This is a genomic window from Peijinzhouia sedimentorum (genome assembly GCF_049340005.1).
In the GTDB taxonomy this organism is placed as follows: Bacteria; Bacteroidota; Bacteroidia; order Cytophagales; family Cyclobacteriaceae; genus CAXBDP01.
Genome location: NZ_JBMPIY010000016.1, coordinates 17,326 through 31,994, shown reverse-complemented (window position 1 = coordinate 31,994; position 14,669 = coordinate 17,326). Strand labels below are relative to the sequence as shown.

Here is a 14,669-nt window from a genome sequence, read left to right as displayed (position 1 = left end):
TAAAGAATAATGGCCGAAATCCTACCTATAAAAGCTTGGCGGTACAATAAGCAATTGTCTGACAATATAGAAGAATTAACTTCTCCTTTGTTTGATGTTGTGTCTGATAAACAGCGCCTCAAACTTTATCAACATCCATTCAATAGCATTCACCTTTCTGTTCCTTCTGGTCCAGCTCCTGCGCAAAATGCTGCAATGCTAATGGACGTTTGGAAGAAATCGGGCATTTTGCAGCAAGATCAAATACCCGGCATTTATGTTTATTACCAATACTACACAATGCCTGGTAGTCAGCAGCAGTATTGTAGAAAAGGTTTTATCTGCCATATTAAAACTCATGAATTTGAAGACAAAGTAATTCTCCGTCATGAAAATACTATTCCCAAAGCTGTAAACGATAGGGTAGAATTACTAAAAACCACACAACTTCATGCAAGTGCTACTCATGGGCTCTACACGGATGATGATAAAATCCTCGAGCAATACATGGATGAGAGTATTCAGTACCCTATCTACGAAACAGAAGATTATCAAGGCGTTCGCGATGTCTTTTCGGTAATACATGATATGAAGGTAATCCGAATATTTATGGAAACACTCAAGAATAAGAAAGTGATTCTTGCAGATGGTCACCACAGATATGAAGGATCCCTTGAGCTGCAAAGACAAAGAAAACTGGAAAAGCCAGATTTCACTGGCGATGAAAGTTGGAATTACCATTTGATGTATCTTACCAATACACAAAATGATGGTTTTAGGATTTTGCCAACTCACCGTTTGATAAAGGATATTGAAAATTTTGATGAGGATGAGTTTCTGAAAAAATTAGAAACTTACTTCACGTTAAAACCACTGGAAAATGCTCCTGATATTCCAGAAATTATCCACGGCAAAGAATGGGCGTTCGGATTAATCCTTCCTGAAAGAGCTTTTAAGCTCAGACTGAAACCTGAGGTCTTAGCGCTGATGGACTGGAAATTTCCCAAAGAAGTTCGTGAGCTGGATCTTACTGTCCTCCATTACTATATCATCGAAAAAGTACTTGGCATTCCCGGCTCTCAACAGAGAAAAAGTGACAAAATTACATTCGAGCGCAATTTCACTGATTGCCTTACCCAAGTAATCAAAGGTCAATCTCAAATGGCCATTGTTACCAATGAAATTACAATAGATGAAGTCGTGAAAGTTTGTGACTCAGGATATACCTTACCGCAAAAATCAACCTACTTTTATCCAAAAGTGATTTGTGGATTCTTATTTAGCTCAATCAATGATTCAGAATTTACCTTTCCGACTGATCCTTGCCTCCAAATCTCCGCGACGGAAACAACTTCTTGAAGAAGCAGGCTTTGAGTTTGAAATAAGAACTCAAAATGTTAAGGAAGATTTCCCTAGCGAAATGCAGGCAAGCCTAGTTCCAATATACCTGGCAGAGAAGAAAGCTCTGGGAGTAAGTATTTTGTCTGAAAATGAACTAATTATTGCATCTGACACCATAGTAGAAGCGGGAGGTGAAATACTTGGAAAACCCGAATCACCCTCACAAGCTGCGGAAATGTTGATGAAACTAAGTGGTACAACTCATAAAGTGATTACCGGAGTTTGCCTACGCAGCAAGAGCTTTATTCATTCATTTTCGGAAGAAACGAATGTGACCTTTAAAAAATTATCTACCGAAGAAATACAATATTATATTATAAACTTTATGCCATTAGACAAAGCTGGCGCTTATGGCATCCAAGAATGGATTGGGCTAATTGGTGTAAGTGGAATCCAAGGTTGTTACTTCAACGTGGTTGGTTTTCCTGTTGCAAGATTTTATAAGGAATTGAATACCTTGGTTAGAAACCTCTAGCAAATCAGAAAGCCAATTGAATAGAAAATCAGGAGCTTAGTAAAATATTTCAAATATATTTTACCTCTCTCTTTTCATCTATTGAAGTATATGACTACTTTTGCAATTGTAATTATTACTTTTTCGATTTAGACTTTTTTCTTTCCAAGAAATAATCCTGCGTATGAAATCAAATTCTACCTACAATTTAACTTTTCAGAATTCTCATAATTACCTTAAGAAATGGTTTGTTCTTTCATTGATCATCTTTTCTGGTTTTTTAGCAGGATTTAAAGCGAATGCACAATCCATATCGCAACAGGAAAGAGAAGCACTTATTAGCTTTTACAATAAGCTAAATGGTGACAGTTGGACAAACAAAACAGGATGGAAGTCTGGTGGTAACTTTACGGCAAGTGGCACTGAAAACACTTGGTTTGGCGTAACTCTTGGTATGCAAGGTCCTAACTTGGTGGTGAAGGAGATAAATCTACCATCTAATAATCTTACAGGTATACTAACAGACTCATTAGAGAATCTACCCTTTTTAGAAGTCCTAAATCTGGATGGTAATAATATTTCCGGTGAGCTTGATCCATTAAATTCAAATACTCAATTAATTGAACTAGGACTTAATAACAATAATATTGTTGATACCATCCCCGGTTGGATTGGGAATTTGACAAATCTTACAGAAGTTCGTTTGGCACGAAATAGCTTGGTTGGAGCTATCCCTTCAGAAATTGGGAATTTGGTGAATCTTACAAAATTGCGATTGGAAGGAAATACTTTGAGAGGAGCATTACCAACATCATTTACAAATTTGATTGCATTAACGGATCTTAGTTTATCCTACAATGGACTATTTGCTCCTGATACTCCAACAAAAAACTTTGTTGATGGCATACAAGCCAATTGGCTGAATACCCAAACCCTTGCCCCTATTAATGTAGCAAGACAAGTAATTTCTGCAGATAAAATTTCGCTTAGTTGGGATGAAATTGATTATACAGATGAAGAAGGAGGCTATTTAATACTTTATGGAAAAACGAACGGATTATACTCCGATTCGCTTTTCATTCCTCAAAAAGATAGCCTTTCAGTTACAGTTGAAAATCTGGATAATGATTCTACCTATTATTTTACTATTCAAAGCTTCACAGATATTCACGCTAGTAATAGCAATGTAGTTTACAGTACAAATTCTGCTCAAGTATCTGGAACAACACTCAAAAGTATTTTACCTGCAGAAAGAGAAGCATTAATTGCTTTATATAATAATACTGACGGAGATAGTTGGACAGTAAACACTAACTGGAAAAATATAGATGGTGAATTTTTAGACCCCGGTTTTGAGCACTTATGGCATGGAGTCACCATTACAAATATTAATGATACACTCTGGGTTAGACAAATTACTCTCGACAATAATAACTTGGAAGGCGAACTTCCTGCTGAATTAGGCGATTTAGGTCAGCTTTTCTTATTGAACTTGAAGGATAATAAGCTTAATGGTGAAATCCCAGCTTCTTTTGGAAATCTCGAGGAGCTTACAAGGCTCCAACTGTCAAACAATAGCCTTACGGGTGGATTAGCTCCTGAACTAGGTGGACTAACCAAAGTGTCGATTCTCGAGCTGAACTCAAATGCTTTAGTAGGGGAAATCCCAGAAGAAATTCTTAATATCTCGGGAGCTAGTGCATTTAATATTAGTTATAATGGCTTGTTTACAAATAATGCTAGCATAAACTCTGGACTCGTTGCTAAGCCCGGTGCGCTAGGATGGGCTTCTACACAAACTCGATATCCATTAAACATTGCGGTGAGTAACATTAAACCAACCACTGCTACAGTGTCTTGGTCACCAATATCATATACAGGCAATGGAGGGAATTACTTCCTCTTGATTGGCAACCAAGCAGGTAATTACACTGATACCCTTACTTTAGGCTCGAAAGCAACAAATCAATTTGTATTAACTGATTTGGAGCCTGGCACTAATTATCACTTTGCAATCCAAGCATTCACTCCTAGCCACGGAAACAACGCCAATGCAATCCGCAGTGCTCTATCACCGAATCAGACATTCTCTACTCCTGCAATTCTATCGACAGCTGAAAGAAATACTTTGATTGCCATCTTCAATAGTACTGGAGGAAATTCTTGGACTACTAGAACAAACTGGAAGACAAATCCAAACACATTCAATGCAGTAGGCACAGAAGGAACTTGGCATGGAGTAACACTTGAATTAGCTGGCAGTAGTGGTTTCTTAACGGTAACAGAACTTGATTTGAGTTTCAATAACCTTACTGGTGAAATTCCTCCCGCCATTTTCGAGCTTGCGAATTTGAAGAAACTGAAGCTAAATGGAAATAAACTGACAGGAGCAATTTCCGCAAATATTAGCGCTTTAACTCAACTACATGAACTAAGGCTAGACCAAAATGCCTTTATTGGTGCTTTGACCAATTCATTGCAAGATTTGCAAAATCTAACAGTTCTGAATCTTCGTTACAATGGATTTTATACAGAAAATGATCCTTTAAATACATTTGTGACCACACTGGATGCAGACTGGAAAAAAACCCAAACCATTGCTCCAAGTAATTTTGTTAGTGAAGAATTATCTCCTACCTCAACCAAAATTACTTGGTCTCCTATTGAATATACTGGTAATGACGGCTATTATATTTTAAAGTATGGGACTGCTCCAGGTGTGTATACTCAAACCGCGCAAACGACTGATAAAAGTACATCTGAGATTACATTAAATAACTTGAATCCAGCAGGCACTTATTTTATGGTAATGCAGACTGTAACTCAGCAACACCAAAACAATCTGAATATTATTACTAGTGAAAACAGTCCTGAATTTCAGTTTTTTGCACTACCTCCTCCTCCGCCTAAGGTTGTCTTAACAGCGCCGACTAATGAAAGTAAAAACCTAGGCTTAAATTTGAATTTAAGATGGGAAGGTCAATTGGGCATTCAAGATTATCAATTACAAGTGTCTAGAAATGTTGGTTTCACTGATATTGTAAGAGATGAAGTTATTCCAAATGCAGCCAATTATAATATTGAGGCTTTAACTCATAATACGAGATATTTCTGGAGAGTAAGAGCTAGAAATTCGGGTGGATATGGTGAATGGTCTACCAGTTGGGAGTTTAAAACCTTACTAGCAACCCCATTTACAGCAGCGCCTTCTAATCCTACTTGTATTAGTGTACAACCTGTGGAATTCAGCTGGCAGTCTATTGCTGGGGCGAATAGGTATATATTCCAAGTGAGCACTGAATCGAGTTTTACAACTTTAGTTCAAGACAGACAAAATTTACAGAGTACAAGTATTACAATTTCTGATTTGCCTGCAAATGGCACTTATTACTGGAGGGTGAAAGCTGCCAATACAAATGGTGATGAAAGTAATTGGTCGCCTACTTCCCGCATCAGTTTATTCTCAGAAGTAGCCATCAGTGGTGAAACCGCCTTCTGTGCAGGTGTAGGTTCTGTCACATTTACGGCACCTCCAGGAGCCACTTCTTATTTGTGGTACCGAAATGGTTCGCCATTATCAGGAGCTAGTCAAAGAGAATTTACGGCGACTCAAGCTGGTAATTATTATGTGCAAGTAGGTAGTTCTATCGGATGTGTATTCCTTACCCAACCAGTAACGGTTACTACATATTCTATCGCTACTCCTACGGTAACTTTCAGTGGTTCGGCAAGCATTTGTGAGGGAGCTACTAAGGAGCTTACATCATCAATTGCTGCTGCCTACCAGTGGTTCAGAAATGGAGAGGAAATCCAAGGTGCTAACCAAAGAACTTATATTGCTAACCAAACAGGTAATTACACTGTAAGAACAACTAACGATCAGGGTTGTACTGCAACTTCTACTAGTACGTCTATTTCAGTAAACCCATTACCTCCAGCAACTATTTCGTATACTGGTGGTTTAGATTTATGCCAAGGGCAAAGTTTATTGTTGAATGCTTCAATAGTTTCAGGTGGATCCTACCAGTGGTTAAATAATAATAATCCAATAACAGGTGCAACGGCTTCTACATTTACAGCTAATCAAACTGGAAATTATTCAGTAAGAGTAACCAATACACAAGGCTGTTCTACAACTTCTAATGCTGTAGCAATCACCGTTTCGCCAAACCCAGGAAGTACTATTACAGCATCTGGACCATTAACATTCTGTGAGGGAGGCAACGTAACACTCACTGCTCCAGAGGCTGACTCATACCAATGGAAACTTGGAAATCAGAATATTGATGGTGCTACTTCGCGCACGTTACAAGTATCGGAAGCTGGTAGTTATAGAGTAATTGCAACGAATAACAATCTTTGTGCTGTTACTTCCACCCCTGTGAATGTTGCTGTTCAAGCATTGCCGGTAGCAACTATCACAATGAATGGTCCTGAATTATCTGCTCCAGGAGGAGATTTCAATTACCAATGGTATAAAGATGGAAATGAGATTGCTGGTGAAACAGGCAGAACATTTACAACCTTTACATCAGGTTCATATCAAGTTCGAGTGACTGCAGCCTCAGGTTTAGGATGTAGTACATTATCCGATGCACAGCAATTGACCATAACTTCCAATGAAAATGGAAGAGTTGACCCTTCCGTTTTATTCACTGCCTTTCCAAATCCTGTAAGCGACATGCTGAATGTGAGAATAAGAAAGACTTCTGAATTGAATAATCCAGCAGTAAGACTTTACACAATGGATGGAAAAGAGCTAGGTAGCTTTGCCACAACAGAAGATGGTGATTATTATGTCGCCATGATCAATATGAGTAATTATCGTTCTGGGCAATACTTAATAACGGTTAGAAGTAAGAAAACCGTTTTAAGAAAATCTATTTTAAAACATTAATAGTATGAAATTGAAATCACTTAAAAATATTTGGATACTTTCATTAGCGATTTTGCTAGTTGCCTTTGGCGCATGCAAAGAAGATGAACTTGACTTCCAAGAATTGAATGCCCAGAAACTTGTAAAAGGCTGGCAAATTGGCCAATCCGGTAGCGCTCGTTTTGACTTAACAAGTATTACAAGTGAGTTTACCGATTTCCAAATCACTTTTTCAGGTGATAAAAATGGGGGAGTTTATACAACATCAGGTGGACAAGATGTATTTGATGCATCTGGAACTTGGACTTTTGTTCCTGAAAATCCAAATGGAATAAGACTTACTGGAAATAAAGCAGCTGCTGGGAAAAACGTAACTATGGTTTTTTCAGGAGCTAGATTGATATTAGATTTTACAGTAAGTGGTAGCTCCGCAAGCAATTTCTCCCCAGGTAACAGGGTTGAAAGTCTGGCAGGAAATTATCGATTTGAATTAGAAACTAGATAAACAAAAAAGGGCCAAATGGCCCTTTTTTGTTATTTCCTTCATTAGCGTTTAAGAAGCATTAGCAACTTCAATTACCTTATTCCAAACTCTCCATACATTTTTGTAGCAAATCTTTTCTATCTCTTCTTCTGTATATCCACGCTTCAATAGCTCTTCTATTAGATTTGGATATTCGCTTACATCTTTCAAGCCATCAGGTAAAGAATCGCCTACTCCATCATAATCTGAACCTAAACCTACGTGATCTACTCCTACCAGATTTTTTACATGATCGATATGGTCTGCAACTACATAAACCGTAGAGTAATTCGGATTCTCTCTCAAATAGTTATTCATATAAGCCGTAACTAAAGAATCGCCAGGAGCTAATCCATTTTCTTCCGCATAGTCAAAACGCATATTTCTTAATTCATCTCTTCTGCGGATATACACACTATCCAAAAAGCCTGAACCGAAATTGATCTGAATTACACCATCATTTTTAGCCAATTCCTTAAGCATTTCATCACTCATGTTACGCTCAAAGCCTGGCGTAAATGCCCTACAAGATGAATGAGAAGCTATTACAGGTGCTTTGGTGAGTTCCATTACATCGTAAAATGCATCATCAGATATATGCGATACATCAACCATAATTCCCAATCGGTTCATCTCTACAACGACATCTTCTCCAAACTCGCTTAAGCCACCGTGGGTACGAGTTGTATCATAAGAAGAGTCGCTAATTTTATTATCCTTACCGTGAGTCAGCGTGATATAGCGTATACCCCTATCAAAAAAGTACTCCACATTGCTCAAATCATCTTCGATAGGAGCACCGTTTTCCATTCCCATTGGCAAAGAAATTATTCCTTTTGCAAAATTCGCCTCCACTTCCTCTGGAGTTTTAGCAAGGGCAAATTTATCAGGATGGTTTTGAGTTAAATTTTCTACAATTACAATCAACGAATCGGCATAAGCCTTAGCTGAACCAGGGGTTTCTTGATAAGAAGCTGGTATGTAAATAGACATAAATGGAGCATCCAGTCCACCTTCCTTAGCTCTTACATAGTCAAAATCTCCTCCTTCAGTGCGTTGCGATATATCATCCATTGTACGATTAAAGCGAAAACGCTGCATACTCAATCTAAATGGAATATCGATGTGACCATCAGTGATGATAAATTTCTTTGAAAGCTCTTCTGCTTTGGCTTTCAAATCTTCAGGCTGTTCGGTAGTTTGTTCTTCAGCACCGCATGATACAAGACATGCCCCTAAGGCTAAAGCCGAAAATAGGTGGGTAATTTTTTTCATTTTCAGTGTTAAGATTGATTTAATGGAAATTTAATAGCTAATCTACCTAAATTAAAACCATTGATGTATTAATTGCTTTTAATTTCATATTTATCGCTGATCACACATGAAATCAAACCTTCTATTCCTTGGGCTGATATTGCTTATACCTAGCTCATTGCAAGCACAGCACCCAAATGCTCATGCACATAATGATTATGAACATGAGAAGCCATTATTTGATGCTTTAGAAAATGGCTTTACAAGTTTTGAGGCTGATATACATTTAATAAATGGTGAGTTGATTGTTGCTCATGATTATCCGTCTGAAATTGATAAAACAAGAACCTTAGCGAATTTATATTTAGAACCACTGCTCAAATTGAGCATAGAAAATGGCGGGAGGATATATAAAGACTATCCTTACCAAGTGTATTTGTTGGTAGATATAAAAAGTGACGCGAATGAAACTTGGTTGAAACTGCGGGAAGAATTAATGAAATTTGAGCAAATCTTAAGTACTCCTGATCAAGAAAGAGCCCTCACAATTATAATCTCAGGCAATCGACCCATTGACCTGATAATGCAGGAGACCAATCCTCCCGCTTTTATAGATGGTCGACCCGCAGACTTAGAAAAAGGAATTTCAAGCAAAATAATGCCCTGGGTAAGCGAAAACTATTTTAAAGTAATTGGAAGCTTCAATATGGAAACCCCAACAGATCTCCAAAAAAACAATATCAAATCATTGGCCGCAAAAGCGCATAAAGAAGGTAAACTGCTCCGTCTTTGGGCAAGCCCAGACAAAATAGAGGTTTGGAAGATACTAATAGAATGTGGAATCGATTTTATCAATGCAGATGATTTGGAAGGACTTAATCGATTCCTAACCGAGCATTCAAAAATGAACTGATATTTTGAAAGGGTATGAAAAATAATTGTGCGCACGGGGAGATTCGAACTCCCACACCACTTAAGGCACCACCCCCTCAAGGTGGCGTGTCTACCAGTTTCACCACGTGCGCAAAAGGGACGTAAAAGTACACCGCAAATCGTAATTTTCAAATAGAAATGGAGTGCTCGACGGAATTTTTGACCGACTAGGTATAATATGCTCCACTCCTATATTCTTTTTCATATTCATGCATCCAAATAACCTTTTAAAGCGTCTATAGGGCAGGTGTAAATAGAGAACCTTCCTTTATAAATACTTCTTCATACTCGAATAAAGTGTTTTGGAAGGTTCTTTTATTCTTAGGAAACGGCTCCACCATCAATGCTCAGGCAAATTCCATTTACGAATGATGCTTCATCGCTAGCTAAATACAAATAGCCATTAGCGATATCTTGTGGCTGACCAGCTCTCTTTACTGGAATTTTCTCAATCATGGGTTTTCTGTATTCGTCAGGAATACCAGCAGTCATTTCCGTTTCGATAAATCCAGGTGCTATACAATTTACAGTAATTCCGTATCTACCAAGTTCCTTTGCCCAAGTCTTAGTCATTCCTATTACTGCAGATTTGCTGGCTACATAATTTGTTTGACCGAAATTACCATATATACCTACAATGGAGGACGCACTAATTATACGACCATTGCCTTGCTCTTTCATGATGGCTGCTACTGCTTTAGTGCAATTGAAAACACCATTTAAATTTACATTAATTACTTGCTGCCATTGATCTATTGTCATTTTTAATAGGCTTGAGTCACGAGTAATTCCAGCATTGTTGATAAGAATATCAATCCTGCCGAGCTCATTTTTGAGGCCAAGCACAGCATTTTCAACTTCATCATAATTGGCTACATTCACTTGCTTAAAACTGACATCGCACCCAGATTTATTTAGCTCATCTATTATGTCAGCACCATTTGGGAGTACATCCCATATTTGAACTTTTGCTCCATTTTTGCTGAATAATTCAGCGGTTGCCTTCCCAATTCCTCTTGCTCCGCCAGTTATTATCGCAACTTTATCCTTTAGTCGATTCATTCTTGATTTTGTTGATTTCTGTATTTAAAAAAGCAATTAAAATGTCAATTGTTTTTTCAATTTTCAAAATATTGTTCTCAATTTTACTTGATTCAGCATTTACTATTATTTGTTTTCCATGCTCCATCAAATCGTCAATAACCAATGCATCAACTTGCAATAATTCGGCTTTTATTTTATGCTTTATCCGTTTGACTTCGTCCAGATTTCCACCGATAAGTGCCTTACGGTAGTTTCTTTTTGTTTCCTGCATCAATTGGTTGAAAGTGGATAAAATTTCTATTAAGAAGTCCTTATCGTCATTTGCCATTTCTTCAAACGAACGGATATTAGGCTTAAGTCGAATATCATTTTTTGATTTCTGATCACTGGATAGTTCAGGTTCTGGTGCTACAACTGGCAATTTATTTAAAACTACTTGCGAAATTTTATTCAATAGCACTTTTGGATTGAATGGTTTGGACACAAATTCATCCATACCCGCATTACGAGCATTAAATTCTTCCTCGCCCAAAACAGCGGCTGTAAGAGCAATAATTGGTAATTTCTTCCACTTCTCGCCTTTCATTTTTCTGATTTCCTTGGTAGCGGTTATCCCGTCCATTACAGGCATTTGTAAATCCATCAAAACGACATCCACGTCCTTTTTCTGAAGAATTTCTAAAGCAATTAGACCATTCTCGGCTATTTCTACCTGCATGCCCCACGATTGCAGAAACTTATTTGCAACTACTTGATTCACCTTGTTGTCTTCCACTAACAAAACTCTTTTCCCATTAACTACTTCTTCATCATCATAGCCATTGGACTTAACTTCATCTAATTGCATGATATCCAAATTTTTAGCTTTTTCTAACTTGAGATCAAAATAGAATATAGAACCCTTTCCTACTTCACTAATCACATTAATTTCGCTTCCGAAGAGTTCAACTAGTTTTTTTGTAATTGCCAAGCCCAATCCAGTACCACCATGCGTTCTTTTCTCAGAACTATCTATTTGAGTGAAACTTTCAAAAATATAGGAAAGCTTTTCATTTTCAATTCCTAATCCTGTGTCTTGGATAGTGAATCTCACATAAACGGAATCTTCTGTATCGTCAAATTGCTGAGCTTTGAATGTAATAGAACCGCTTTCTGTAAACTTAATGGCGTTGGACATCAAGTTTGAGAGTATTTGTATGAGCTTAACAGAATCTGAGATAAAAATATGATCAAGTTCATTATCAATCTTCTCTATCAAAACAAGACCTTTTGCTTTTACAAGGGTTTTTAGAGTAGATAATAGGGATTGAATGGTGTTGTATAAATTGAATTTACCTTTTACCAGAGTAGCCTTATTTGCCTCTATTTTACTGTAATCAAGAATATCGTTTATAAGATTGAGTAAGTTTTGAGCTGAAAAATTAAGCAAATCAAGATTCTCCTTTTGATCCTCTCTGGGCTTTTCTTGTAATAATAACTGCGTCATGCCAATTACAGAATTCATTGGAGTTCTTATTTCATGACTCATTGTAGATAAGAAATTAGTTTTCTCCTTGTAGGCATCTTCGGCTTTTTCCTTTGCAATTTTCATTTCTAGCCACAAGCCTTCTCTTTCAACACTTCCACCGTAGGAGTTTGCCAAGCTAAATAGCATACTAATTTCTACTGGGCTCCAATTTCTTTCTTCTTTACAATCGTCCAAGCCCATAAAGCCCCAAAATTTACCTTTAATGAATATTGGACAGATCAATATGCTGATTATTTCTTGAGATTGAAGCAATTCCTTTTCAGCTTGAGGAAAATCTTTTACAAGTCCATAGAATGGTTTTTGGCGACTTAGAATATGATAAGCTCGCAATAAACCAGCCTCATGATATGGCAATTCTTGAAGTATTGGAAAATCAATTACTGCATTTACATCACCCCCCGCCCATTCAAAGGTTTGGTTCATGCAAATTTGTCCATCTGAGTTTAATACATTCTGAAATATATATGCCCTATCTACTTCAAATGCATTCCCAACCGTTTTCAAAAAGTTTGTAGTTACTGTTTTGATATCTTGATCTGTCAACAATTGGAAAATAGCATGATTTACACCTTCCAGCATCCTTTCCTGCTTCATCAAATTCAGTTCATGATTTATCCTTTCAGTGATGTTTCTTCCATTGAAAGCAAATCTAGCGGGCCTTCCACTTCCTTTTATAGGAAACACATTCATTTCTGCATGGATAATTTGACCATCTACTTCAATGGCCTGAACATAATTAACCTTTTCTCCACGTTGTACTCTTCCTATGAAATGATCCCATTTCTCCAAGTCTTGGTCGCGTACAAATTTTCGAAATGGCATTCCTTCTACAACAGTAACTCCATGCAGTTTTTTAACCACATTCTTGAAATTATCATTAAACTCAACACAGTTCCTCTGCTTATCAAACAATGCATAAGCTTCGTCAGAATTTTCCAGTATTTGAGTTAGGTTACTTTCACTTTCCTTGAGTTTGATTTCAAGCTCCTTTTGAGCTGACACATCCAATAAAATGGTTCGAAATCCAACGAGCTCATTTTTCTCATAAACTAAAGAGCTAGATCCTAATACTGGGAAAACAGAACCGTCCCTTTTGCAAACGAGATATTCTTCTGGCTTATTTACATTTTTCTCGTAGAGGTTTCTTAAATCCTGTTTTACCTTTTGGATATAATCTTTGTGAACAAAATCGTAAATACTTGAAAGAGATTCTAATTCATCTTTACTATAGCCAAAGGTTTCTAAAGCGGCTCTGTTTACAAATTTTATTTTACCTTGAAAATCAGTTTCGAGAACGATCTCAGGAAGCATTTCAGCAAAAGATTTGTAGCGCTCCTCACTCTCCTTTAGTTTGATCTCGATTTCCTTACTTTCGGTAATATCCATTGCAACTCCCAATACCATATTTTCTCCGTCTATTTGGATCGAAGAACCAGCAAAGTCTATCCATTTGGTTTCACCATCTTTGGTTAGCAATCGATACTCGTAGCGGGAAGGAACATCTTTTCCTTTAAGTCTATTATATCCATTACTTCTGACAAGCTGTCTATCATCTGGGTGCACAATTTTCCAAACATTCATTTCCAAGGCCTCTTCATAAGTGTAGCCCGTCAATTCCATAAAGGATGGGTTTACATAAATTACTTGATTGCCTTTATGTAGGATTATAGTTGCCTGGGCTGTTTCTGCAAAAGCTCTGAATTTCTTTTCGCTTTGCTCTAACGCCTCTATAGTTTGTCTTTCCTCTACAATATTTCTCATTATTGCAGAAAAATAATTTACCTCCCCTTGCCCATCTTTATGGCAAATTAGGGTTTGATAAACAGGTATTTCGTTACCATTTTTTGAGATAATAGAAGTCTCGCCTTGCCATAACCCATGCTCCGTTGCATACGGAATGGCTTCATTTCTAAGAAGATCACTTGATCCTTTTGTGTGAATTTTGAGAGCTAATTTTGGGTAGTTTTCTGTTTTCGGATCAAAACCCAAAACTTCCTTAAGTGCTTTATTAGCGAAATAAATAACCCCTCTTTTGGTGCAATAGCTAACATAATCAGGCGTAGCTTCTAAGAGTTCATAAAGTCTATTTACCTCCTCTTGGTTTTTTCGGAGTGTATCAATATTTGCTTGGATTCCTGCAATCTTGAGAGGGGTTCCATTTTCGTCAACCTCAACTACTTTACTTCTATCCAGTAACCAAAGATATTTTCCATCAGCACGTCTTAATCGATATTCAATTTCTATTTCTGTAGAAGTGCCGTTGAATAGAGAATCAATTTTCTCCTTTGTTCTGATTTTATCATCTGGGTGTATAAGTTTCTCCCATAATGAAATTTCGTTAGATTCATTACTTTGCGAATAGCCTAGCATTGCTAACCAACGATCGTTCCTCGTTGCCTTTTTCTTACTGATATCGATTTCATAAAAACCAATATCACCAATCTCAGAAATCAGTTTTTCTGTGTAGGTATGTGTAAGAGCTAGGCCTCTATCTTCCAGAAACTCTTTGATAGCTAAAGACCCATCTGGGCTATCAAGAAACTGCTGAAACTGAGTCCAGAACTTATCATCTCCAACTTTAGTAGGCTGTTTTTCGTCCACTTATTAAAAAATTAACCAAAAAGTAGTGAATCTACGCCTTTAAAAGAAATTTTCTTTAATTGATTTATAATTAAAA

Annotated in this window: 8 protein-coding genes and 1 tRNA gene; 5 read left to right on the top strand and 4 right to left on the bottom strand. The window is 37.2% G+C overall.

Going from position 1 to position 14,669, the window contains the following annotated elements:
- Positions 1 to 9: 9 nt before the first annotated feature.
- From ACOXY8_RS16310 to ACOXY8_RS16295, 4 genes are all read left to right on the top strand, one after another.
- Positions 10 to 1,338 carry a DUF1015 domain-containing protein gene (locus ACOXY8_RS16310; RefSeq protein ID WP_458332683.1) on the top strand — a complete coding sequence of 443 codons (1,329 nt, stop codon included), beginning with the start codon at positions 10 to 12 and terminating at the stop codon, positions 1,336 to 1,338.
- Positions 1,271 to 1,855 (top strand): Maf family nucleotide pyrophosphatase, encoded by a 585-nt coding sequence (locus ACOXY8_RS16305; RefSeq protein WP_458332682.1) that lies wholly within the window; start codon positions 1,271 to 1,273, stop codon positions 1,853 to 1,855. Before ACOXY8_RS16310 ends, ACOXY8_RS16305 begins: the two co-directional genes overlap by 68 nt.
- A 163-nt stretch (positions 1,856 to 2,018) precedes the next feature.
- Positions 2,019 to 6,731 (top strand): fibronectin type III domain-containing protein, encoded by a 4,713-nt coding sequence (locus ACOXY8_RS16300; RefSeq protein WP_458332681.1) that lies wholly within the window; start codon positions 2,019 to 2,021, stop codon positions 6,729 to 6,731.
- A gap of 4 nt (positions 6,732 to 6,735) precedes the next feature.
- A complete protein-coding gene (locus ACOXY8_RS16295; protein WP_458332680.1) occupies positions 6,736 to 7,215 on the top strand; it encodes a hypothetical protein in 480 nt (159 codons plus the stop codon).
- 48 nt (positions 7,216 to 7,263) lie between these two features.
- Here ACOXY8_RS16295 and ACOXY8_RS16290 read toward each other — a convergent pair whose 3' ends face one another.
- The gene (locus ACOXY8_RS16290; protein WP_458332679.1) at positions 7,264 to 8,508 is read right to left on the bottom strand and encodes a dipeptidase; all 1,245 of its coding nucleotides are present in this window, start codon (positions 8,506 to 8,508) and stop codon (positions 7,264 to 7,266) included.
- Positions 8,509 to 8,614: 106 nt separating this feature from the next.
- Here ACOXY8_RS16290 and ACOXY8_RS16285 point away from each other — a divergent pair, with 106 nt between their 5' ends.
- Positions 8,615 to 9,400, top strand: coding sequence for a phosphatidylinositol-specific phospholipase C/glycerophosphodiester phosphodiesterase family protein (locus tag ACOXY8_RS16285; protein WP_458332678.1), 786 nt, complete (start codon positions 8,615 to 8,617; stop codon positions 9,398 to 9,400).
- Positions 9,401 to 9,428: 28 nt separating this feature from the next.
- On the opposite strand, the gene ACOXY8_RS16280 is transcribed toward ACOXY8_RS16285, so the two are convergent.
- The 3 genes from ACOXY8_RS16280 to ACOXY8_RS16270 all read right to left on the bottom strand — a co-directional run bounded on the left by ACOXY8_RS16280 (position 9,429) and on the right by ACOXY8_RS16270 (position 14,593).
- Positions 9,429 to 9,512: transfer RNA gene (locus ACOXY8_RS16280), tRNA-Leu, on the bottom strand.
- Between the two features lie 229 nt (positions 9,513 to 9,741).
- Positions 9,742 to 10,482: a beta-ketoacyl-ACP reductase gene (locus tag ACOXY8_RS16275; protein ID WP_458332677.1), complete on the bottom strand. Its 741-nt coding sequence runs from the start codon at positions 10,480 to 10,482 to the stop codon at positions 9,742 to 9,744.
- On the bottom strand, positions 10,463 to 14,593 hold the full coding sequence (locus tag ACOXY8_RS16270; RefSeq protein ID WP_458332676.1) for a PAS domain S-box protein: 4,131 nt from the start codon (positions 14,591 to 14,593) through the stop codon (positions 10,463 to 10,465). Before ACOXY8_RS16270 ends, ACOXY8_RS16275 begins: the two co-directional genes overlap by 20 nt.
- Positions 14,594 to 14,669 lie beyond the last annotated feature (76 nt).

Excerpts from the sequence above, each read along its gene's own strand:
- ACOXY8_RS16305 (WP_458332682.1), top strand. The coding sequence starts at position 1,271 with ATGATTCAGAATTTACCTTTCCGACTGATCCTTGCCTCCAAATCTCCG.
- ACOXY8_RS16285 (WP_458332678.1), top strand. The coding sequence starts at position 8,615 with ATGAAATCAAACCTTCTATTCCTTGGGCTGATATTGCTTATACCTAGC.
- ACOXY8_RS16310 (WP_458332683.1), top strand. The coding sequence starts at position 10 with ATGGCCGAAATCCTACCTATAAAAGCTTGGCGGTACAATAAGCAATTG.
- ACOXY8_RS16295 (WP_458332680.1), top strand. The coding sequence starts at position 6,736 with ATGAAATTGAAATCACTTAAAAATATTTGGATACTTTCATTAGCGATT.
- ACOXY8_RS16300 (WP_458332681.1), top strand. The coding sequence starts at position 2,019 with ATGAAATCAAATTCTACCTACAATTTAACTTTTCAGAATTCTCATAAT.
- ACOXY8_RS16290 (WP_458332679.1), bottom strand. The coding sequence starts at position 8,508 with ATGAAAAAAATTACCCACCTATTTTCGGCTTTAGCCTTAGGGGCATGT.
- ACOXY8_RS16275 (WP_458332677.1), bottom strand. The coding sequence starts at position 10,482 with ATGAATCGACTAAAGGATAAAGTTGCGATAATAACTGGCGGAGCAAGA.